The organism is Cupriavidus necator A5-1 (assembly GCF_000744095.1).
GTDB lineage: Bacteria > Pseudomonadota > Gammaproteobacteria > Burkholderiales > Burkholderiaceae > Cupriavidus > Cupriavidus necator_A.
Genome location: NZ_JQLI01000001.1, coordinates 2,155,057 through 2,176,231 on the forward strand (window position 1 = coordinate 2,155,057; position 21,175 = coordinate 2,176,231).

General features: G+C 68.0%; 18 protein-coding genes. 10 read left to right on the forward strand and 8 right to left on the reverse strand.

The features are described from left to right. Complete coding sequence (locus K307_RS09515) at nt 1–1,173, forward strand: thiolase (RefSeq protein ID WP_042877751.1); 1,173 nt, start codon at nt 1–3, stop codon at nt 1,171–1,173. Between the two features lie 169 nt (nt 1,174–1,342). On the opposite strand, the gene bcsZ is transcribed toward K307_RS09515, so the two are convergent. The 3 genes from bcsZ to K307_RS09530 all read right to left on the reverse strand — a co-directional run bounded on the left by bcsZ (nt 1,343) and on the right by K307_RS09530 (nt 5,124). Beyond that, complete coding sequence (gene bcsZ, locus K307_RS09520; RefSeq protein WP_042881717.1) at nt 1,343–2,545, reverse strand: cellulose synthase complex periplasmic endoglucanase BcsZ; 1,203 nt, start codon at nt 2,543–2,545, stop codon at nt 1,343–1,345. A 244-nt stretch (nt 2,546–2,789) separates the two neighbouring features. Next, nucleotides 2,790–3,917: an acyl-CoA dehydrogenase family protein gene (locus tag K307_RS09525; protein ID WP_042877753.1), complete on the reverse strand. Its 1,128-nt coding sequence runs from the start codon at nt 3,915–3,917 to the stop codon at nt 2,790–2,792. Nucleotides 3,918–3,930: 13 nt separating this feature from the next. After that, nucleotides 3,931–5,124, reverse strand: a complete 1,194-nt coding sequence (locus tag K307_RS09530; protein WP_042877755.1) for an acyl-CoA dehydrogenase family protein — start codon at nt 5,122–5,124, stop codon at nt 3,931–3,933. Between the two features lie 319 nt (nt 5,125–5,443). Here K307_RS09530 and K307_RS09535 point away from each other — a divergent pair, with 319 nt between their 5' ends. Next, nucleotides 5,444–6,964, forward strand: coding sequence for a class I adenylate-forming enzyme family protein (locus K307_RS09535; RefSeq protein WP_042877758.1), 1,521 nt, complete (start codon nt 5,444–5,446; stop codon nt 6,962–6,964). 78 nt (nt 6,965–7,042) lie between these two features. Next, nucleotides 7,043–8,014, forward strand: coding sequence for a Bug family tripartite tricarboxylate transporter substrate binding protein (locus tag K307_RS09540; protein WP_042877759.1), 972 nt, complete (start codon nt 7,043–7,045; stop codon nt 8,012–8,014). Between the two features lie 288 nt (nt 8,015–8,302). Here the strand turns inward: K307_RS09540 and K307_RS09545 are convergent, their stop codons facing one another. The 3 genes from K307_RS09545 to K307_RS09555 form a co-directional block, all read right to left on the reverse strand. Beyond that, nucleotides 8,303–9,169, reverse strand: a complete 867-nt coding sequence (locus tag K307_RS09545; protein ID WP_042877762.1) for an FAS1-like dehydratase domain-containing protein — start codon at nt 9,167–9,169, stop codon at nt 8,303–8,305. Between the two features lie 78 nt (nt 9,170–9,247). Next, the gene (locus tag K307_RS09550) at nt 9,248–10,630 is read right to left on the reverse strand and encodes an MmgE/PrpD family protein (RefSeq protein ID WP_042877764.1); all 1,383 of its coding nucleotides are present in this window, start codon (nt 10,628–10,630) and stop codon (nt 9,248–9,250) included. Nucleotides 10,631–10,782: 152 nt separating this feature from the next. Then, the gene (locus K307_RS09555; protein WP_042881718.1) at nt 10,783–11,952 is read right to left on the reverse strand and encodes an acyl-CoA dehydrogenase family protein; all 1,170 of its coding nucleotides are present in this window, start codon (nt 11,950–11,952) and stop codon (nt 10,783–10,785) included. A gap of 489 nt (nt 11,953–12,441) precedes the next feature. Here K307_RS09555 and K307_RS09560 point away from each other — a divergent pair, with 489 nt between their 5' ends. Both K307_RS09560 and K307_RS09565 read left to right on the forward strand, forming a co-directional pair. Beyond that, nucleotides 12,442–12,909, forward strand: a complete 468-nt coding sequence (locus tag K307_RS09560) for an MgtC/SapB family protein (RefSeq protein WP_042877766.1) — start codon at nt 12,442–12,444, stop codon at nt 12,907–12,909. Between the two features lie 190 nt (nt 12,910–13,099). After that, entirely contained in the window at nt 13,100–13,609 is a 510-nt protein-coding gene (locus tag K307_RS09565) for a DUF2628 domain-containing protein (protein WP_042877768.1), read from the forward strand. Nucleotides 13,610–13,655: 46 nt separating this feature from the next. Here K307_RS09565 and K307_RS09570 read toward each other — a convergent pair whose 3' ends face one another. Then, on the reverse strand, nt 13,656–14,558 hold the full coding sequence (locus K307_RS09570) for a LysR substrate-binding domain-containing protein (protein WP_042877770.1): 903 nt from the start codon (nt 14,556–14,558) through the stop codon (nt 13,656–13,658). Nucleotides 14,559–14,747: 189 nt separating this feature from the next. Between K307_RS09570 and K307_RS09575 the strand changes: the two genes are divergently transcribed. From K307_RS09575 to K307_RS09585, 3 genes are all read left to right on the forward strand, one after another. Continuing rightward, nucleotides 14,748–15,662 (forward strand): SDR family NAD(P)-dependent oxidoreductase, encoded by a 915-nt coding sequence (locus tag K307_RS09575; protein WP_042877772.1) that lies wholly within the window; start codon nt 14,748–14,750, stop codon nt 15,660–15,662. Between the two features lies 1 nt (nt 15,663). After that, a complete protein-coding gene (locus K307_RS09580) occupies nt 15,664–16,923 on the forward strand; it encodes a CaiB/BaiF CoA transferase family protein (RefSeq protein ID WP_051974792.1) in 1,260 nt (419 codons plus the stop codon). A 101-nt stretch (nt 16,924–17,024) separates the two neighbouring features. Further along, nucleotides 17,025–17,231: a DUF6494 family protein gene (locus K307_RS09585; protein ID WP_042877773.1), complete on the forward strand. Its 207-nt coding sequence runs from the start codon at nt 17,025–17,027 to the stop codon at nt 17,229–17,231. Nucleotides 17,232–17,355: 124 nt separating this feature from the next. Here K307_RS09585 and K307_RS09590 read toward each other — a convergent pair whose 3' ends face one another. Further along, the gene (locus K307_RS09590; RefSeq protein WP_042877775.1) at nt 17,356–17,550 is read right to left on the reverse strand and encodes a hypothetical protein; all 195 of its coding nucleotides are present in this window, start codon (nt 17,548–17,550) and stop codon (nt 17,356–17,358) included. 30 nt (nt 17,551–17,580) lie between these two features. Here K307_RS09590 and K307_RS09595 point away from each other — a divergent pair, with 30 nt between their 5' ends. Both K307_RS09595 and K307_RS09600 read left to right on the forward strand, forming a co-directional pair. After that, a complete protein-coding gene (locus K307_RS09595) occupies nt 17,581–19,773 on the forward strand; it encodes a type I secretion system permease/ATPase (RefSeq protein WP_042877777.1) in 2,193 nt (730 codons plus the stop codon). Then, nucleotides 19,757–21,157 (forward strand): HlyD family type I secretion periplasmic adaptor subunit, encoded by a 1,401-nt coding sequence (locus K307_RS09600; protein ID WP_042877778.1) that lies wholly within the window; start codon nt 19,757–19,759, stop codon nt 21,155–21,157. Before K307_RS09595 ends, K307_RS09600 begins: the two co-directional genes overlap by 17 nt. Nucleotides 21,158–21,175: the final 18 nt, after the last annotated feature.

Consider the following 21,175-nt stretch of genomic DNA (forward strand, 5'->3'; position numbering starts at 1 on the left):
ATGAGTTTGTCCAATTTGCGCGGCAGCGTCGCCATCGTCGGTGTGGGCCAGGCGGGCCTTGGCGAGGCGCACGGCAAGACGGAAATGGAAATCCTGGTGGAGGCCGCCAAGGCCGCCGTCAGGGATGCCGGCATGTCGATGCGCGACATCGATGGCATTGCCACCGCCAGCGTCGGCGCCACCATGTGGGTGATGCCGGTGGCCGAGTACCTCGGCATCAAGCCGAAGTTTGTCGACAGCACCATGATCGGCGGTTCCAGCTTTGTCTCGCACATGCTGCCCGCGATGATGGCGCTGGAGTCGGGCCAGTGCGACGCCGTGCTGGTCTGCTACGGCAGCAACCAGCGCACCTCGACGGTCGGCCGCGCCGGCATCTCGAAGGTGCGCGCGGTGCTGGACCCGCAGCCGTACGAGAACCCGTACAACCCGCTGTCGCCGATCACCTCCTACGCGCTCGCCGCGGCGCGCCATATGCACCAGTACGGCACCACGCGCGAACACCTGGCCGAAGTCGCCGTGGCCGCGCGCAAATGGGCGCAGCTGAACCCCGAGGCGATGATGCGCGACCCGCTCAGCATCGACGACGTCCTCAACGCGCGCATGGTGTCCGACCCGCTCTCCGTGCGCGACTGCTGCCTGGTCACCGACGGCGCCGGCGCCTACGTGATGGTGCGTGCCGACCGCGCCAAGGACCTGGCCAAGCCGCCGGTCTACGTGCTCGGCAATGCCACCGCGACCTGGCACCGCCAAATCTCGTGCATGCCTGACGTGACCGTCACGGCCGCCAGGGAGTCCGGCGAGCGCGCCTTCGCCATGGCCGGCCTGAAGCCGTCGGACGTGGACGTCGCCGAGCTGTACGACGCCTTTACCATCAACACGCTGCTGTTCCTGGAAGACCTGGGCTTCTGCGCCAAGGGCGAAGGCGGCCATTTCGTCAGCGGCGGCGGCATTGCCCCCGGCGGCAGGCTGCCCGTGAACACCAACGGCGGAGGCCTGTCCTGCGTGCATCCGGGCATGTACGGCATGTTCATCACCATCGAGGCAGTGCGCCAGCTGCGCGGCGAATGCGGCGAGCGGCAGGTGAAGGATGCCGAGGTGGCGGTCGTGCATGGCAACGGCGGCACGCTGTCGAGCCAGGCCACGGCAATCCTGGGCACGGCGGCGACGCTGTAAGTGCCAGCACAGGAACAAGAACGGCGGCAGGGGCAATCCCTGCCGCCGTTTTCTTTTGCCGGTGCCGGGTGTTTGGCTAGCCGGCGCAGGCCCGCTGCAACTCGGCGATATCGGGCTTCACCATCTTCATCATCGCCGCCAGGTGCCTGTCCAGCGGCAAGCGTCGGCGTCAGCGTGCAGGGCACCTGGTCTTCCATGCGGGGAGCAGGGCGCCGTCCCGCGCGAAGCGGAACCGGCCGTCGAGGTAGCCCAGCCCGAACAGCATCAGCACCTGGGTGTAGTAGCCAGGCTGGCCATCGGGTTCGCGCTGCGCCAGTTCGCGCGTGCGCCGCACCTGCGCATTGGCCTGACTGGCGCGGCCGAGCGCGGCCAGGTAGGGCGCGACCGCGGCGGAGAGGCCGCCGTTGCCGGCATTGGGCCCGGGCTGACCGGTCTGTGTGTCGACGCGCTCAGGCGGGTAGCCCCGCGCCGCCACGTAATCGGCCAGCGGCGTGAAGGTGCGCAGCAGCGCGGCGCGCCGGGGCTCGTCGCGGTTCAGCATGCCGGCCCACAGGTAGACGCGGATCGCGTTGTACGCGCTTTCGGCATGCGTGGGTGCATCGGGCAGGAAGCCGCGGCCGGTCTCGTACTCGACCCAGTCCGGCGAGAACCCGCGTGGCGCCGTATCCAGCATCAGCAGCGCGGAAGTCTCCACGAGCTGCTGCCACGCCGGCTCGTCGGGCATCAGCGCGGCCAGCCGGCGCATGACCTGCATCGGCACGTAGCTGGGGTTCAGGCGCCAGCGCTGCTCGGCCAGCGTGAAGCCCTGCGGCGCGGGCAGCACGGTGCGGCCGAGCCCGGGCAGCACAGCCGTTTCCTCGCGCAGGATGCGCTGGGCGAGCTGCGCGCCGAGCGCGGTGAAGCGCTGTCCCTGCCAGAGACGGCCGGCTTCGAGCAGGGTGTAGGCGATCCACAGGTCCGCATCGGAGGCCGGGTTGGCATCGATCACGCCCCAGCCATCGCTGCCGGGCTTGCCCGCCTGTGCCGCCTGTGCGGTCTGCTCCGCCGTCAGCTTGCCCCAGATCCACGCGGGCAGGTGGACGCTCAGGTCGCCCTGTGCCAGGTTTTTCTCGGTCCAGGCGAGCAGCTTGTCGAAGGTGGCGCGGTCGTTGGCCGCCAGCGCGAAGAACAGGGCGTAGGCCTGGCCTTCGGAGACCGTGATCTGCTTCTCGGAGCCGCGGTCGATCACGCGGCCGTCGCCGCTGAGCAGGCCTTGCTTGAAGGCATCCCAGTCGGGCCACTTGCAAGCGGCGGCGCTGGCAGCTGGGGCGGCGGGCGCAGCCGCCGCGGCCATCGCAGCGCCGGCCAGTGCAGCGGCCGCCAGCCATTTCATTCCCGAGAGCAGTCGCCCATCAAAGCGCATCCGTACGCCCCTTTCACTTTCGCCTAGTCGCGCGCCAACAATGCTGCCGTTGGCTATTGCGAAGGATACCGCCCCACGGCGGACACGGCACGACAGGATCGGCTGATCGCTAAGTGCGCGGAGTTTTCGGGGACCGGCCTGGTGGCGATTGCGAGAGGAGGATGCGCGGCCTGCGCAGCGTGTGCCACTGCACAGGCCACTTCAGGCACCGGCTTCAGGCCTCCATCACCTCGGCAAAGCGCTGCAGGTGATAGTCGCTGTCGCCCAGCAACTGGTCCAGCATGGTCAGGCGCTTGAAGTAGTCGCCCACCGACAGCTCGTCCGTCATGCCCATGCCGCCATGCAGCTGCACGGCCTGCTGGCCGACGAAGCGCCCGGCGCGCGCCACCGTCACCTTGGCGGCGGACAGCATGCGGCGGCGCGCGGCGGGATCGGTTTCATCCAGCGCCTGCGCTGCCACATAGGCCGTCGACAGTGCCAGCTCCTTCTGCACCAGCATGTCGGCCATGCGGTGCTGCAGCGCCTGGAACGTCGCCAGCGGCTTGCCGAACTGCTGGCGCGTGCCCAGGTATTCGCCGGTGATCTCGATCAGCTTTTCCATTGCGCCCGCGCCTTCGGCGCACAGCGCGGCGATGCCGTGCTCCAGGCCCACGTCCAGCGCGGCCAGGCCGTCGGCGGGTTCGCCCACCAGCGCGCTGGCCGGCACCGTCACGTCCTGCAGCGACAGGTCGGCGGCGCGCAGGCCGTCGATGGTCGGGTAGGCGGTCACGCCCAGGCCCTTGATCTCGCGCGGCACCAGGAACAGCGCGATCTCGTTGCTGCCGGCCACGCGCGCGGTGAGCAGGTAGGCGTCGGCGGCGGCGCCGTGCCAGACCACGCTCTTGGTGCCGTTGAGCACGTAGCCGTCGCCGCTGCGCTCGGCGCTGGCGCGCGTCGATTCCGGACGATAGCGCGTGCCCGGCTCCAGGTAGGCCAGCGTGACGATGCGCTCGCCCGCGGCGATCGCGGGCAGCCATTCGTCCTTCTGCGCGGGGCTGCCGCAGGCGGCGAGGATCGCCGCGGCCATCACGCCGCTCGGGGTCACCGGCTCCAGCACCAGGCCGCGGCCCAGTTCGCGCTGCACTACCAACTGGCTGGCGGGTCCTTCGCCGAAGCCGCCGAAATCGGCCGGCACGGTCAGGCCCAGTACGCCCATGTCCGCCAGCCTGGCCCACACGCCGCGATCCAGGCTCTCGCCGGCGCGCGCGCTCTTGCGGCGGGCCTCGAAGGTGTATTCGGTATCGATAAAGCGACGCAGGCTGTCCGCCAGCATCTGTTGCTCTTCGCTGTAGGTGAAGTCCATGTCAGCTATCCCTTCAGAAACCCAGGATCATCTTGGAGATGATGTTCTTCTGCACTTCGGTCGCGCCGCCGTAGATCGAGGTCTTGCGCATGTCGTAGTAGGTGGAGGCGGCCGGGGCGGCCCACTCAGGGCCCGCCACCGGCTGCTTCGCACCGGGCTCCAGCCAGTCCGGCGAATACGGCCAGGCATTGGGACCGGCCACTTCCATCATCAGCATGGCCAGGTCCTGCTGCACCTCGGAGCCGCGGATCTTGACGATCGAGGCCTCGGGGCCGGGGGTGCCAGCGGCCTGCGTGGCCACGCGCAGCAGCAGCATTTCCAGCGCCATGATGTCCATTTCCACGCGGGCGATCTTGTCGCGCATGCGCACGTCTTCGATCAGCGGGCGGCCGGCCCCGTCGGTGGCCTGGCTGGCGTAGTGCTTGAGCAGGCGCAGCTCGCGGTTGCAGTGGCCGATGCCGGCGATGCCGGTGCGCTCATGGCCGAGCAGGTACTTGGCATAGGTCCAGGCGCAGTTTTCCTCGCCCAGCAGGTTCTCGACCGGCACCTCGACGTCTTCGAACCAGGTCTCGTTGACATCGTGGCCGCCGTCGAGCGTCTTGATCGGGCGCACGGTCACGCCCGGCGACTTCATGTCGATCAGCAGCATCGAGATGCCTTCCTGGGCCTTGGCCTCCGGATCGGTGCGCACCAGGCAGAAGATCCAGTCGGCAAAGTGCGCCATCGTGGTCCAGGTCTTCTGGCCGTTGACGATGTACTTGTCGCCCTTGAGCACTGCACGGGTCTTCAGCGAGGCGAGGTCGGAACCCGAGCCGGGCTCGGAGTAGCCCTGGCACCAGAAATCTTCGACCGTGGGGATGCGCGGCAGGAAGCGCTGCTGGTGCTCGGGGCTGCCGTACTTCATCAGCACCGGGCCGATCATGGTCAGGCCGAACGGCAGCATGCGCGGGGCGCCGGCGCGGAAGGTCTCGATCTCGAAGATCAGGCGCTGCAGCGGGCTCCAGCCGGTGCCGCCCCATTGCTTCGGCCAGGTGGGTGCGCCCCACCCGTGCGCATGCAGGATGCGGTGCCAGCGGACGTAGTCGTCCTTCTCGACGCGCTGGTGGTTGAGCACCTTGTTGCGGATGTCTTCGGGCAGGCTGGCCTGCGCGAAAGCGCAGACTTCCTCGCGGAAGGCCTGTTCCTCGGCGGTGAAACGCAAATCCATCTGAATGTCCCCTGTGGTATGCGGGCGGCGCCGCGCGGGCGCAGGTCTTGTGCGGCGTGCAGCAGCCCTCACTGTGCCGGCCGATTGTAGGGCTCGGGCGCGATTCGTTGCTTCATCAATGGTAAAGGCGTCCTTCATGCCGGCGGAACCACCTGCGTTGGGTGGCAGCGGCGCCGAAGACCGCCTTAGCGAATTCCAAATGGCTTCGCCGCCGGGCTTGGCGCAAACTGACGCAGCACTGCTCAAGTGTGCCGGTGTGCATTCCGGCGCATCCGCAAGCGGCCTGCATCGAATCTCAGCTTGCCTCACGACTCAGCCCATGCCTTCCTTCCGCCCTCAATTTATCCACGACATTCCCCGCCACTGGGCCGCGCAGACGCCCGACGCCCCGTGCCTGTACGAGAACGGCGCCGTGATTGCCTATGGTGAGCTGTGGCGGCGCATCGAAGCCGCCCGTGACTGGATGGCGGGACAGGGCGTGGGCGAGGGCGACCGCGTGATGGTGATCGGCGAGAACTGCAACGAGATGGTGGTCACGCTGTTCGCCAGCAGCCTGCTGCATGCGTGGCCGATCCAGGTCAACGCGCGCCTGTCCGCGCGCGAGATCGACAATATCCGCGACCATGCGCAGCCGGCGCTGGTGCTGTTCACCGGCCATGTGTCCGATGTGGCCGCCGCCCATGGCGAGCGGCTCGGCGCCCAGGCCAGCGGCTGTGCAGTGTTCGCCGACGGCATGCGCGTGGTGCGCGCCGCCACGGCGCCTGAACGCGTGCCGGCCGAACAGGCGCGCACCGTCGCCACGCTGATCTATACTTCCGGCACCACCGGCGCGCCCAAGGGCGTGATGGTGCCGCACGCAGGCCTGACGCACTTTGCCCGCATCTCCGCCACCTCGCGCGACATGGGGCCGGCCGACGTGGCCTATGGCGCGCTGCCGATGTCGCATATCTTCGGCATCGCCACGGTGCTGATGGCCACGCTGTATGCGGGCGCCAGCCTGTTCCTGCGCCCGCGCTTCGACGCCAATGAGGTGTTCGAGGCGCTGGCTTCGCCCGGCGTCACCATCCTGCAGGGCGTACCGACCATGTTCACGCGCATCATGGCGGTGGCACCGACGCTGGGTGCGAAGGCCGCCGGCTATCCGCGCCTGCGCTACCTGTACACCGGCGGCGCGCCGCTCGATCCCACGCTCAAGCGCGAGGTCGAGACGCTGTTTGGCCAGCCGCTGCACCACGGCTACGGCATTACCGAATACGCCGGCTCGCTCTTCATCACGCGCATGGACGCACCGCGCGCCGACTGCTCGGCGGGCTATATTGTCGAAGGGGTGGAAATCGAGATCACCGATGCCGAAGGCAAGCTGCTCCCGGCCGGCGAGCGCGGCCAGATCCGCGTGCGGGGCCCGGGCGTGATGCTCGGCTACTACCGCAATCCCGAACAGACTGCCGAGGCGCTGCTGCCCGGCGGCTGGCTCAATACCGGCGACCTGGGCTACCTGGATGCCGACGGCGCGCTGTTTATCTCGGGCCGCTCCAAGGACCTGATCATCCGCTCGGGCTTCAATGTTTATCCGATCGAGGTCGAGTCGGTGATCAATGCCTTCCCGGGCGTGCGCCAGTCTGCTGTGGTTGGGCGCAGCACCGGCGATGGCAACGAGGAGGTCGTCGCGTTTATCGAGATGCAGGACGGCAGCGAGCCGGACCGCAAGGCGCTCGACGCTTACCTGCGCGACAGCCTGGCGCCGTACAAGCGCCCGGCGGAAATCCGCACCATCGACGTCATTCCGACCACGGCCAGTGGCAAGCTGCTCAAGCAGCCGCTGCGCGCGCTGCTGGACTAGACCGCGGGGAGCCTTTCTTTACCGGCCCGGTGCCGTATCCCGGTCCGGGCAATTCAGCCATACCTGGAGGAGACGACAATGAAAACATGGACGACGTTGGCGGCACTGACCACCACGCTGCTGCTGCAGGGTGCGGCGTGGGCGGACGATGCCTACCCGTCACGGCCGGTCAAGCTGCTGGTGGGCTACGCGCCGGGCGGTCCGGTCGACACGGCCGCGCGCATCTACGCCGAACAACTCGGCCGCATGCTCAAGCAGCCGGTGGTCGTGGACAACCGCGCCGGCGCCAGCGGCGCGATCGCCGCCGACCTGACCGCCAAGGCGGCGCCGGACGGCTACACGCTGTACTTTGTCGCCAGCCCGACCATGACCATGACGCCGCTGATCCAGCGCTCGGTCAACTTCAATCCGACCAAGGACTTCACCTATATCGGGCTGATTACCGACTACACCAACGTACTGCTGGTGAACAAGGATTTCCCGGCGAAGAACGTGGGCGAGCTGGTCGACTATGCGCGCAAGCATCCGGACGATGTCTCGTTCGGGTCGGCCGGCGTTGGCGCGTCCAACCACCTGTCGGCGGAACTGCTGGCGCAGATGAACAGCGTGAAGATGCTGCACGTGCCGTACAAGGGCAATTCGCCGGCCATGGCCGATGTGATGAGCGGCAAGGTGACGTTCATGTTCGATATCACCGGTACCGCGATCGGGCATATCAACGGTGGCAAGGTGCGCGCGCTGGCGGTAACGTCGAAGACGCGCAATCCGGCGCTGCCGAATGTGCCGACCATGATCGAGTCGGGGCAGAAGAACTATGACCTGACCGGCTGGTATGCGCTGATCGGGCCGCAGAAGCTGCCGGCGGATGTGGTGGACAAGCTGGTGAAGGCGCAGAAGGCGATCGGCGACGATCCTGCCTATCGGCAGCGGATGGCTGCGGGCGGCTATGACGTCAATGTCAGTACGCCCAAGCAGCTCGGTGATCGCATCCAGCGGGAGCTGGCGTTGTGGGGTGGGGTGGTGAAGACGGCGAAGATCCAGGCGGATTGAGGGCTGTCAGGTACCCATGCAACAAGGCCGGCTACGATGCCGGCCTTGTTGTTGATGCAGCCGCAAGGGCACCGCTCGTTTCGCGCTGTGGGGGCGGCAGCAAATGCCTATGGATCTGGATAACCGCTTGGGTGCTCCCCTCTCCCATTTATGGGAGAGGGGCGGGGGAGAGGGCCGGTGTCTCCACGAAGTGAGGCGCCGCGATGCTTGCCACACGCCTGCCCTCTCCCCCGGCCCCTCTCCCGCAAGCGGGAGAGGGGAGAAAACCGGCAGCTTTCAATCTCCGCGTCAGCCCTCGACCTCAGCCCAGCCCTGCATCGCCTGGCCGCCCGCATCGTCGCCGGTCCACAGGAGCAGCCGACCCGGCTGCGCGGGATCCACGGTGCCGCCGACGGTAACAGTGTCCTGATCAAACAGCGGCGCCAGCCCCCGGAAACCAAACCGCCGCACGCGTGTCTGCGGCAGTTCGCGCGCCACCAGGTCCAGCATCAGCATCGCCTGCATCGGGCCATGCACGACCAGGCCCGGGTAGCCCTCCACGTTGCGCGTGTATTCGCGGTCGTAGTGGATGCGGTGGCCGTTGAACGTCAGTGCCGAATAGCGGAACAGCATTGCGGGATCGGCGCGCAGCGTACGCTGCCACGTTGGCTCATGCTCCAGCCGCGGGCGCGGAGGCTGCGGCTTGGACGGGTCCGGCATGGCGCGGTAGACGATGTCGTGACGCTCATTGACCGCGGTCTTGCCGTTAACGGTCAGTTCATGGTCGACGGCGACAAACCAGAGTTCACCGGTGCGGCCAGTCTTGTACTGCACGTCCTTGATCGTCGAGGTGCGCGTGACGGTATCGCCGATATGCAGCGGATGGCTGAAGCTCAGCTCGCTGCCGGCCCACATGCGGCGCGGCAGCGGCACCGGCGGGAAGAATCCGCCGAGCGAGGGATGGCCGTCGCGCCCCAGTTCACGCTGCGGCGCGCGTGGCAGGAAATAGAGCCAGTGCCACAGCGGCGGCAGCGGGCCGGCGGCGACGGCCTCGGGGTCGAGGTCGAAGGTGGCCGCGAGCCCGATGACCGGTTCCGGCGACAGCGTTTCGGTGCGCGATTCACTGCGGCCGATCCAGCCGCGCAGGCGTTCGAGTTCGGAGTTGGCGTCGGTCATGGCATCGAGCCTTGCAGAACGTGATGGTTGTCGGATGGCAAACACAGGTAAGTGACTGCGGTGGACATCGGTTGGTCCTCAGCGTGCGGCGGGCAGCCAGTCATTGACGTTGGGCGCCTGCTCCAGCGCCCACACGCGGCGGATGATCTCGCGCATTTCCGCCTCGCTGGCGCCGTGGCGGAAGGCGCCGAGCTGCAGCGCCTTGGCTTCCAGTTCCGGACGCGACAGCGTGTTGTCGGGATCGCCCTTGGGCACGTCGACGCGCGCGGCCAGCGTGCGGCCGTCGGTGGTCTTCACGGTCACGCGGCCGATCCACTGGCGCGGGTAGGCGGCGTTGATCTCGTCGTCGAGTTCCATCTCGACCTTGCCGCGGAAGGCGCTCACCCTGGAGTCCTGCAGCGCATGCTGCTCGAACTCGCCCAGGCCGGCATGGCCGTGTACGGCCACCAGCCCCAGCACCGTACCCATCGAAAACTTGGCCTGGTGGATGGTGGTCGGGTTGACCACGGGCCCGAGCACGTCGATGGCGCCCTGGTGCACGTGCGTGGTGACGCTGGCGACCTGGTCGGCGCCGAGGCCCTCGCGCTGCATCAGCGCCTTGAGCGCATCGGCCGCGGGGTGCGTATGGCGGCACGAGGCGAAGAACTTGAACGAGGTCTCGGCGGTGGCCCAGCGCGTGCCCAGCCTGTCGGTCAGGCAGACAGGGTTGGCATCACTCGACATGCCGGCAGCCATGCCCTGCGCGCCTTCCAGGATCTGCTTCGCGCCGGTGAAGCCCGCGCGCGCCAGCCAGGCCGATTGCAGGCCATCTGCGGCGGCCTTGGCGGTGTGCAGCTGCTTGGAGTCGGCGGCGTCGCGCAGGAATTCCCAAAGGCCCGCGGCCTGCGTGCCGGCCGAGCCCAGCGCCTGGTTGATGCCTTCGGCGTCCAGGCCGTAGAGCTTGGCGACGGCGGCGGCGGCGGCCAGCGTGCCGACGGTGCCGGTGGTGTGGAACACGCGGTAGTGCGAGCGGCCCATGAACTCGCCGATGCGGATGCCTGCCTCGTAGCCGGCGATCGAGGCCAGCAGCACTTCGGCACCGGTCTTGCCTTCGGCCTGCGCCGCGGCCACCACGGCGGGGAACACCACCGCGGCTGGATGCAGCACCGAGCCGTTATGCACGTCATCCTGCTCGACCACATGCGAGGAGGCGCCGTTGATCAACGCGGCGAAGTAGGGCGAGGTGCGGCGGCGGTCGACCAGCACTTCAGCCTCGCCCTGGGCCGGGCCCATGGCCGCGGCGAATTCCTGCAGTTTGCGTACCGCCGGCGCATCCTTCCCGGCGATGGCCGAGGCGATCCAGTCGAGGAACAGATCCTTGGTGCGCTCGATCACGGGCGCGGGCACGTCATCCAGCTTGAGGTCGGCGAGGAAGTCGCACAGCTGGCGGGTGGGGTAGGTGGTGTCTGCGGGTTGGCTCATGCCGGCTCCGGAGATGGATGTGTACTTGCGGAAAGGGAAAAGCGCCCGGTTGCCCGGGCGCCGGTATGCGCCACCGCGTGCTCGAGCGAGACCACGCGGATGCCGTCGAGCGGCCCGATGCTCTTGGGCGAATTGACAGACATGCGTGGCCGTCAGAACGAACGCGGCAGTTCGAGCACGTGCTCGGCCACGAAGGACAGGATCAGGTTGGTCGAGATCGGTGCCACCTGGTACAGGCGGGTTTCGCGGAACTTGCGCTCGATGTCGTACTCGGCGGCAAAGCCGAAGCCGCCGTGGGTCTGCAGGCACACGTTGGCCGCTTCCCACGAGGCGTCGGCGGCCAGCAGCTTGGAGATATTGGCTTCCTTGCCGCAGGGCTTGCCCGCGTCGAACAGCTGCGCGGCCTTGTAGCGCATCAGGCTGGCGGCTTCCACATTGACGTACGAGCGCGCGATCGGGAACTGCACGCCCTGGTTCTGGCCGATCGGGCGGTCGAACACGATGCGGTCGCGCGCATAGTTGCTGGCGCGCTCGACGAACCAGTAGCCGTCGCCGATGCACTCGGCGGCGATCAGGATGCGCTCGGCGTTGAGGCCGTCGAGGATGTACTTCAGGCCCTTGCCTTCCTCGCCGATCAGGTTCTCGGCCGGGATCTCGAGGTTGTCGAAGAACAGCTCGTTGGTCTCGTGGTTGACCATGTTGCGGATCGGCTTGACCGTCAGGCCCTTGCCGATGGCATCGCGCAGGTCGACCACGAACACTGACAGTCCTTCGGACTTGCGCTTGACCTGGTCCAGCGGCGTGGTGCGCGCCAGCAGCAGCATCAGGTCCGAGTGCTGCACGCGCGAAATCCATACCTTCTGGCCATTGACGATGTACTTGTCGCCCTGGCGCACCGCGGTGGTCTTGAGCTTGGTGGTGTCGGTGCCGGTGGTGGGCTCGGTCACGGCCATCGACTGCATGCGCAGCTCGCCCGAGGCAATGCCCGGCAGCCAGCGCTGCTTCTGCTCGTCGGAGCCGTGGCGCAGCAGGCAGCCCATCACGTACATCTGGCCGTGGCAGGCGCCGGAATTGCCGCCGCTGCGGTTGATTTCCTCCATGATGACCGAGGCAGCGGTCAGCGACAGGCCCGAGCCGCCATAGGATTCCGGGATCAGCGCGGACAGCCAGCCGGCCTGGGTCAGGGCCTGGACGAACTTCTCCGGGAAGGCGTTCTGCTCTTCCACGCGCTGCCAGTAGGCCGAGTCGAAGCCGGCGCAGAGGTCGCGGACCGCTTCGCGGATTTCGGGGTAGAGCTGGTCTGGATCCTGTTGTGCAAGCATGGGATGGCCCGGTTCGATTTGAATGGGGGCCATTATTCCCGAGCCCCCAGCGCGCCGAAATTCGGATTTGCGAAAGAGCGGCTTAGGGGGGCCGGAAGCGGGGTGCAGGAAGCGCGACGCCCGGGAGGGCCGGGCGTCGCGGTGCGGTGCGTCCTGCGGGGCGCCGCGCGGTGGGGGGCCGTCGGGCCGCAGCCTGGCCCCGTGAATCAGTGTACGAACAGCCAAATCAGAATCAGTACGAAGGCTGGGACACCAAGTAGCCAGGCGAGGATGTAGGGCATGGTGTGGCTCCTGTCGAAGTCAGTGATTCCAATATAGGAACCGGGGCGTAGCAGGACTGTCGGGGAGCTTCCGCTTGCCATGTAGGACGCCGCCGCACGCGCAGGGCGGGGCGCTTGCGGCGATGTGGCGCCGGCGCCCCCGCGGTGCCGCGGCCACATGTCCCGTGCTACGCTCAGGTCTGTGCTACAGCACGCCGGAGGCGTAGCGATGGAGGGATTCTGGTCCGAAGTCTACAGCGCGCTGCGCGCCGAATTTGCCGACGTGCCCGACGCCGGCGAGGCGACCCGCATCCTGGTGCGCCTGTGCATGGCGGTGATGCTGGGCGGCCTGATCGGCTATGAGCGCGAGGCCGCCGGCAAGGCCGCCGGGCTGCGCACCCATATGCTGGTGGCGCTGGGTTCCGCTCTGTTCGTGCTGGTGCCGCTGCAGGCCGGGGTGCCGCTGGCAGACATGAGCCGCGTGCTGCAGGGCCTGATCGCGGGCATCGGCTTCCTGGGCGCCGGCGCGATCCTGAAGCAGAGCGACGAGGCCCATATCAAGGGCCTGACCACGGCCGCCAGCATCTGGATGGTCGCCGCCATCGGCGTCGCCGCCGGCCTGGGGCGCGAAACCACCGCCGTGATCGCGACCGTCTTCACGCTGATCATCCTGCAGATCCTGTGGCGCTGGAAATAGGGCCGGCGCGCTGACCGGCCCGGCGCTCGAGTGCACCGGCAGTCCCGCGGCCCCCAGGCCCTCGCCCCATCCTTCGCCAATCTCCTCCCTAATGCGCGCCAGCGCACGCAGCCGGCGCGCCGCCCGGCCTATGCTTTGGCACAGGCAGCGCCGCGATGGACGGGCGCGCCGCAGGCAGGGGGAAGTTGGCATGAAAGCATCAATCCGTGACGACGCGGCGCTGGCCGTTTTCGTGGGAGCACGCTACCCGTACTACAAGGCGAGCTGGGCCCTGGCCGGGGCTCGCGGCGGCGTGTCGTGGAACTGGGCGGCGTGTTTGCTGGGGCCGTTCTGGATGGCCTACCGGCGCATGTACTGGCAGGTGGGCGTGTATGCGCTGATCGTCTGTGCCGAGCCGGTGCTGCACGCGCTGTTCCGGCTGGACATGCCGCTGGCACTGTCCCGGCCCATGCTGTATGCGCTGTCGCTGCTGCTGGGCATGTATGGCAACGAACTGTACCGCTGGCATGCCGAGGCCACCATCCGGCGCCTGCGCGAATACCACTGGTCGCCGGAGCTGGTCAATTATTCGCTGGCGCGCTACGGGCGCACCAGCTGGCCGGGCGTGTTCGCCATGGGCCTGCTGCTGGCGGTGATGGTGGTGTCGCTGCGCCCGCTTGCAGGGCTGGTGGCGCATTCCGCAGGCCTGGCCGCAGGCTGACGCGCTGATAGGCTGAGTCGCTGAAGGAGGGCGGCGCAGGCGGGCCTTATACCGGCGCGCGAGCCGCGTCCACCAGATACTGGATCAGGGTCTCGGCAAACTGGGGCAACTCGCGCCCCGGGCGGCGGCACAGGCGCAGCTCGCGCTTGGCCCATTCGTCTTCCAGCTGGATAAAGCGCAGCACCTTGCGGCTGGCGTAGCGGCGCGCGCAGCTGTTGGGCACGATGGCGATGCCCGCGCCGGCCTCCACCATGCGGCACACCGCGTCGAAGCTGCCCACCTGGATGCGCAGGCTGATGCGCTTGCCCATGCCGCTGGCGATGCGGTCCAGGAACGACTGGATCGCGCTGAACTGGTTCAGGCCGACGAAGCGGCAGGTATCGAGCAGGTCGGCAAAATGCAGCCGCTTGAAGGTCGGCAGCGGATGGTTGACCGGCGCGATCACGATCAGCTCGTCGCTGCACAGGTGCATCACGTCCAGGTCCTGGGTGGCGACTTCACCCGCGACGATGCCCAGGTCGGCCGCGCCCGCGCTGATCGCCGAGACGATTTCCTGCGACAGGTGCTCCTCCAGCTCGATATCGACATCCGGGTTTTCCGTCAGGAAGCGCGACACGCCGGCGGCCAGGAAGGAGTTGGTGGCGGTGGTGTTGGCCAGCAACCGCACCCGGCCCTTGACGCCCTTGGCGTACGGACGCAGGTCGGCATGCAGGCACTCCAGCTCGCGGAAGACCTCACGCGCGTGGCGCAGCAGCGCATCCCCGGCCGGCGTCAGGCGCACGCCCTTGACCTGGCGGATCAGCAATTGTGTCTGGAACGCCTCTTCCAGCTGCTTGATCCGGGTGCTGGCCGCGGGCAGGGACAAGAAGCTGCGCTCGGCCGCACGGGTCAGGTTCTCCGTCTCGCCGACGTTCAGAAAGAGGCGGAGGTCTGTCAGGTCGTAATGCATGGGCTTCCGTAGGGCCAAAGGCCACTTTTGTGATTCGTGAATTCCAATGTCGCGGCCGCCAATTTATCGTATCCGGCGGGGCATTGACATCCGGACTGACCGCATTGGCACGCCATGTGCGCGCGGCGAAGGGGTGTTTGCCGGGTTTGCGGTCGGTGACCGCACAAAAAGTATTCAGAGGAGCAAGCAATGAGCGGTTTGATGGCAGGCAAGGTCGCGCTGGTAACGGGCGCAGGTGGTGGGATCGGGCGCGGCATCGCGCTCGCAATGGCCGCCGCCGGCGCCAGGGTCGTGGTCAACGACCTGGGCGTGTCGATGACCGGTGAAGGCGGCGACGCCGGCCCCGCGCAGCGCGTGGTCGATGAAATCCGTGCAGCAGGTGGCGAGGCCGTGGCCAACACGGACAGCGTGTCGACCTGGAACGGCGCCAATGCCATCGTGCAATGCGCGCTGGACAACTTTGGCCGCATCGACGCCGTGGTCAACAACGCCGGCAACCTGCGCGATCGCATGTTCTTCAAGATGAACGAGGAAGAATGGCGCTCGGTGATCGACGTGCACCTGCACGGCACCTTCTTCGTCAGCCGCGCCGCGGCCAACTACTTCAAGGACCAGGAGAGCGGCGCCTATGTGCACATGACCTCGACCTCGGGCCTGATCGGCAACCTGGGCCAGGCCAATTACTCGGCCGCCAAGCTGGGCATCGCCGCGCTGTCCAAGTCGATCGCGCTGGACATGCAGCGCTTCAACGTGCGCTCGAACTGCATCGCGCCGTTCGCGTGGAGCCGCATGACCAGTTCGATCCCGGCCGAGACCCCGGAAGAGAAGGCACGCGTGGCCAAGCTGCAGAAGATGGAAGCGGGCAAGATCGCGCCGGTGGCGGTGTACCTTGCCAGCCCGGCCGCGAGCGAAGTGAACGGCCAGATCTTCGCGGTGCGCGCCAACGAGATCATGCTGATGAGCCAGCCGCGCCCGGTGCGCTCGGTGCATATGAGCGAAGGCTGGACGCCGGAGAGCGTGGGCGAGATCGCCATGCCCGCGATGCGCAACAGCTTCTTCAAGCTGGAGCGTTCGCCCGACGTGATCGGCTGGGACCCGATCTGAGATGGCGGGCACGCACGCCACGCCAGAAACCCGTGGCACCCGGGGCGCCCTTGCGGGCGTGCGGGTGCTGGACCTGTCCCGCATCCTGGCCGGCCCCTGGTGCGCGCAGAACCTGGCCGACCTGGGCGCCGAGGTCATCAAGGTCGAACGTCCCGGCGCGGGTGACGACACCCGTTCGTGGGGGCCGCCCTGGCTGCCTGGCGCGGACGGGCAGCCGTCGCGCGATGCCACCTACTTTGCCGGCGCGAACCGCGGCAAGCAGTCGGTGACCCTCGATATCGCCAGCCCCGAGGGGCAGGCAATCGTGCGCGAGCTGGCCGCGAAGTCGCAGATCGTGCTGGAGAACTACAAGGTCGGCGACCTGAAGCGCTACGGGCTGGACTACGACAGCCTCAAGGCGCTCAATCCGTCGATCGTCTACTGCTCGATCACGGGCTACGGCCAGACCGGGCCGAGCGCGCACAAGCCCGGCTATGACTTTATCTTCCAGGGCCTGGGGGGCCTAATGAGCGTCACCGGCGAGCGCGACGACCTGCCCGGCGGCGGCCCGCAGAAGGTCGGCGTGGCCGTGGTCGACATGCTCACCGGCATGTATGCCACGGTGGCCGTGCTGGCCGCGCTGCGCCACGCGGAGCGCACCGGCGAGGGCCAGCATATCGACATGGCGCTGCTGGATGCGGTGGTCGCGGTCGGCGCCACGCCGATCATCGCCCAGCGCGTGACCGGCCAGGCCATGCCGCGCTACGGCAACGCGCACGCCAACATGGTGCCCTACCATGTGTTCGCCACCGCCGACGGCTACATGATCGTGGCGGCCGGCAACGACGGACAGTGGCAGGCCTGTTGCCGCGGCATCGAGCGTCCCGACCTGGCCGCCGACGAGCGCTTCGCCACCGGGCCCGGCCGCATCGTCCATCGCGAAACGCTGGTGCCGATGCTGGAGGCCCATATGCGCACGCGGCCGACGGCGCACTGGGTGCAGGCGCTGGAAGCGCAGGGCATTCCGTGCGGGCCGATCAACGACTACGGCCAGGTGCTGGAAGACCCGCAGGTGCGGCATCGCGAACTGCAGGTCGACCTGGTGCGCGAGGACGGCAGCCTTTGCCCAACGGTCAAGAGCCCGCTGCGCCTGTCGGCGACGCCGGTGCAGTATGACGCGCCGCCGCCCCGGCTGGGCGAGCATACCGAGCAGGTGCTGCAAGCCGTGCTGGGCCTGTCGGCCGAGCGGATCGCGAAGCTGCGGGAGCAGCGCGTGATCTGACGGGTGGGGCGGTGCGGAAGCCAGCACAATGCCCCCGCATCGCCCCCACATCGCCTAGGCTGTCTTGATAGCGGTCGCAAGCCCGTGCCCAGGAGACAGCCATGAACGAGGAAACCTTCAACCTCAGCATCCGCAAGTTCCTGAAGGTCGTCGGCGTCAGTTCGCAGCGCGAGATCGAACAGGCAATATCGAAGGCGATGGCCGACGGCACCATCGCCGGCACCGAGCACTTGCCGGTCTCGGTGACCCTGGAACTGCCGGGCGTGAAGCTCAATGTGCGGTTCGACGGGGAGATCCACCTCGAGTAAGCCAGTTGTCGTGGTACGCGGCGGCATCTGTTTCTTGCGTGAAGCGCCAAACGGATGATGCCGTGCAGTCCCTTTATTGCGCCCGCTGAGCCATCTGCACGATGGGCGCGCCATCCCCCCGCGCTTATTCTTGCGAAAAACGCCACACCAATGGGACCGGGGGGACACCATGGCTGGATGCAATCAGTGCAATCAGTGCAATCAGTGCAATCAGTGCAATCAGTGCAATCAGTGCAGGCATTGCGCAGGGCATGCCGTATTCGCAAGCCGCGCAGCGATGATGGCGCCAGGCCGCATCGCGCGCCATCGCGTTGGCCACGGGCCGTGCTGAAGCAGGCAGGCTCCCGCCATGCATGCCGCCGCACCCGCAAGGCCTGTCGAGGACGCCGGCTGGGATATGCCGGATCCGGCATCCTGTCCTGCCAGTCCTGACGATCCGCTGCTTGCGTGCCTACTATGGCTGGCCAGGTGTTTTCACCGGCCGGCTTCGGCCGAAGCCCTGGTTGCCGGCCTGCCGCTTGAATCGCATCGCCTGACACCGGCGTTGTTTCCCCGCGCGGCTGCGCGCGCCGGCATGTCGGCCCGGCTGGTCAGGCGCAGGCTGGACGAGATCCCCGAGCTGGTGCTGCCCGCGATCCTGCTGCTCGACCAGGGCGAGGCCTGCATATTGCTGCGCCGCGGCGGCGAAGACGGACAACTGCTGGTCGCGCTGCCGGAGTGGGGGGAAGGGGAGCACGCTGTCCGCAGCGAAGACTTGCTGGCCCGCTACACGGGACATGCCATCCTCGCCCGGCCCACGCACCGCTTCGAGACGGCGGGCGAGCCAGGGCCGACGCCGCCGCAAGAGTGGTTCTGGAGCGTGATGCGCCAGTCGTGGCCGCTTTATGGCGAGGTGATGGTGGCCTCGCTGCTGCTCAGCCTGTTCGCGCTGGTCATGCCGCTGTTCACCATGAACGTCTATGACCGCGTGGTGCCCAACCATGCGCTGGAAACGCTGTGGGCGCTGGCCATCGGCGTCGGCCTGGTACTTGTCTTCGAGCTGGTGATGCGGACGTTGCGGGGCTATTTCGTCGACGTCGCCGGCCGGCGCATCGACGTCACGGTCTCCGCGACCGTGTTCGAGAAGGTGCTGGGCATCGAGATGAAGGCGCGGCCCGCGTCCGTGGGCAGCCTGAGCAGCCAGCTGCATGAATTCGAGTCCGTGCGCGAGTTCCTGACCTCGGCCACCATCACGACCCTGATCGACCTGCCGTTTGCCGCGGTCTTCATTGCTGCCATGTTCTGGGTCGGCGGCCCGCTGGCATGGGTGCCACTGCTGGCGGTGCCGCTGGTGATCGGCATCAGCCTGGCGCTGCAGGGCCCGCTGTCGCGCGCGGTACGCGCCAGCAGTGCCTGCGCGGCCCAGCGCCAGGCGGCGCTGGTCGAGACCCTGGTCGGGCTCGAGACCATCAAGACCACCGGCGCCGAAGGCGCCGCCCAGCGCAGCTGGGAGCAGGTGGTCGGACAGATGGCAAAGCTCGGGCTGCGGGCGCGGCTGCTTTCCGCCTGCGTGATCAACGTCTCGCTGTTCGCCCAGCAGGCCGCCACGCTGGTGGTGGTGGTCATCGGCGTCTACCTCATTGCCGACGACCGGCTGACCATGGGCGGCCTGATCGCCTGCACCATCCTCGCCGGCCGCGCGCTGGCGCCGCTGTCGCAAGTGGCCGGGCTGACCACGCGCTATCACCAGGCCCGCACCGCGCTGGCCGGCATCGACCGGATGATGGCGCTGCCGGTCGAGCGCCCGCCCGGCAAGCATTTCCTGCATCGTCCGCCATTGCGCGGAGAGATCGAGTTCCGCCAGGTCAGCTTCCGCTATCCGGGCCGCGACAACGCGGCACTGGACGGCGTCTCGTTCCGCATTGCCAGCGGCGAGCGGGTCGGGCTGATTGGCCGCATCGGCTCGGGCAAGACCACCATCGAGAAGCTGATCCTTGGCCTGTACGCGCCGGATGCCGGCACGGTGCTGGTCGATGGCGCCGAGGTGCGCCAGCTCGACCCGGCGGCGCTGCGGCGCGATATCGGCTATGTGCCGCAGGACGTGATGCTGTTCAGCGGCACCATCCGCGACAACATCGTGATGGGCGCCCCGTACGCCGATGACGAAGCGGTGCTGCGCGCGGCGCGCCTGGGCGGCGTCAGCGACTTTGCCGATCGCCTGCCGGACGGCTATGACCTGCGGCTCGGCGAGCGTGGCGAAGGGCTGTCAGGTGGCCAGCGCCAGGCCATTGCCATCGCACGTGCCGAGTTGCTGCAGCCGCCGCTGCTGTTGCTCGACGAACCGAGCAGCGCGATGGATAACCGCACAGAGGAGCAGTTCAAGGCGCGCCTCGCCGCGGCGCTGGGCGGGCGCACGCTGATCCTGGTCACGCATCGCGGCTCGCTGCTCAGCCTGGTCGATCGCCTGATCGTGATGGACCAGGGCCGCATCGTCGCCGACGGTCCCAAGGCCGAGGTCCTGAACGCGCTCGCGGGGAGGAAGCTCCATGTCGCCTCAGCCTGACCCGCAACGCGTCGCGCCGGCCAGACGCATGGCGCGATGGCTCGCCGCCGCGCTGAGGCCGGGTGCCGACGACACCGCCTTCATGGGCGAGCGCGATGCGGCTGCGATGGCGCAGCCGCGCTATTTCACCCACTGGATCCTGTGGTCGGCCCTCGTCTTTGTCATGGTGGCGCTGGCCTGGGCGGCGCTGGCGCGCGTCGATGAAGTCACGGTGGGCGAGGGCAAGGTGATCCCGTCGAGCCAGGTACAGGTGGTGCAGAACCTCGAAGGCGGAATCATTGCCGAGATCATGGTGCGCCCGGGCGAAGTCGTGAAGAAGGACCAGGCCTTGATGCGCATCGACGATACCCGCTTCACCGCCTCATACCAGGAGGGCCGTACCAAGGACGATGCGCTGGTGGCGCGCATCGCCCGCCTGAGCGCCGAGGCCAGCAGCACCGACTTCGTCGCGAGCGCACCCGCCGATGCCGAGGGCCGCCGCTTCGTCGCCGAGGAGCGTTCGCTGTTCGAGTCGCGCAAGCGCGCGTTCGAGGCCAATCTCGCCGTGCTGCGCCAGCAGTCCGAGCAGCGGCGGCAGGAACTGACCGAGAAGCGCTCGCGCGAGCAGCAGCTGCGGCAGAGCCACCGGCTGGTGGCGCAGGAGCTTTCCATGATGCGCCCGATGGTGGCGCAGGGCGTGGTGTCCGACGTCGACGTGCTGCGGCTGGAGCGGCAGACCAATGACCTGAAGGGCGAGCTCGATGCCACGCGGCTCGCCATGCCGCGCCTGGAAGCGGCCTACCGCGAGAGCCAGCAGAAGCTCGACGAGGCGGCCACGCATTTCCGCGCGGAGGCCATGCGCGAACTCAACCAGGCCACGGCCGAGCAGGCGGCACAGAGCGCTACCAACACTGCGCTGCAGGACCGTGTCGACCGTACCCTGGTACGCGCCCCGCTGGCCGGCATCGTCAAGCAGCTCAAGATCAACACCGTGGGCGGCGTGGTGCAGCCTGGCATGGACCTGCTGGAGATCGTTCCGCTGGAAGACACCTTGTTGGTGGAGGCGCGTGTGCGGCCGGCCGACATTGCCTTCCTGCGGCCCGGGCAGCCGGCGATGGTCAAGTTGTCGGCCTATGACTTCTCGGTGTATGGCGGCTTTCCCGGCACCGTCGAGCATATCAGCGCCGATACGCTGACGCCGGAGCGCCCCGGTGAGCGCCCCGAAAGCTATTACCTGGTGCGCGTGCGCACACGCGACAACCGGCCCGGCGGCAGTGCGGTGCAGGTGCCCATCCTGCCCGGCATGGTGGCGACGGTCGATGTGCTGACCGGTCAGAAGACGGTACTTCACTACCTGCTCAAGCCGATCATCAAGACCAAAGAGATGGCGTTCCGCGAACGATAAGCGCGCGCTACCCGCAAC

Coding starts and splice junctions, on each gene's coding strand:
- K307_RS09540 (WP_042877759.1), top strand. CDS start 7,043: ATGAAAACATGGACGACGTTGGCGGCACTGACCACCACGCTGCTGCTG.
- K307_RS09530 (WP_042877755.1), bottom strand. CDS start 5,124: ATGGATTTGCGTTTCACCGCCGAGGAACAGGCCTTCCGCGAGGAAGTC.
- K307_RS09580 (WP_051974792.1), top strand. CDS start 15,664: ATGGCGGGCACGCACGCCACGCCAGAAACCCGTGGCACCCGGGGCGCC.
- K307_RS09550 (WP_042877764.1), bottom strand. CDS start 10,630: ATGAGCCAACCCGCAGACACCACCTACCCCACCCGCCAGCTGTGCGAC.
- K307_RS09570 (WP_042877770.1), bottom strand. CDS start 14,558: ATGCATTACGACCTGACAGACCTCCGCCTCTTTCTGAACGTCGGCGAG.
- bcsZ (WP_042881717.1), bottom strand. CDS start 2,545: ATGAAATGGCTGGCGGCCGCTGCACTGGCCGGCGCTGCGATGGCCGCG.
- K307_RS09515 (WP_042877751.1), top strand. CDS start 1: ATGAGTTTGTCCAATTTGCGCGGCAGCGTCGCCATCGTCGGTGTGGGC.
- K307_RS09545 (WP_042877762.1), bottom strand. CDS start 9,169: ATGACCGACGCCAACTCCGAACTCGAACGCCTGCGCGGCTGGATCGGC.
- K307_RS09560 (WP_042877766.1), top strand. CDS start 12,442: ATGGAGGGATTCTGGTCCGAAGTCTACAGCGCGCTGCGCGCCGAATTT.
- K307_RS09565 (WP_042877768.1), top strand. CDS start 13,100: ATGAAAGCATCAATCCGTGACGACGCGGCGCTGGCCGTTTTCGTGGGA.
- K307_RS09575 (WP_042877772.1), top strand. CDS start 14,748: ATGAGCGGTTTGATGGCAGGCAAGGTCGCGCTGGTAACGGGCGCAGGT.
- K307_RS09555 (WP_042881718.1), bottom strand. CDS start 11,952: ATGCTTGCACAACAGGATCCAGACCAGCTCTACCCCGAAATCCGCGAA.
- K307_RS09535 (WP_042877758.1), top strand. CDS start 5,444: ATGCCTTCCTTCCGCCCTCAATTTATCCACGACATTCCCCGCCACTGG.
- K307_RS09585 (WP_042877773.1), top strand. CDS start 17,025: ATGAACGAGGAAACCTTCAACCTCAGCATCCGCAAGTTCCTGAAGGTC.
- K307_RS09595 (WP_042877777.1), top strand. CDS start 17,581: ATGCATGCCGCCGCACCCGCAAGGCCTGTCGAGGACGCCGGCTGGGAT.
- K307_RS09600 (WP_042877778.1), top strand. CDS start 19,757: ATGTCGCCTCAGCCTGACCCGCAACGCGTCGCGCCGGCCAGACGCATG.
- K307_RS09525 (WP_042877753.1), bottom strand. CDS start 3,917: ATGGACTTCACCTACAGCGAAGAGCAACAGATGCTGGCGGACAGCCTG.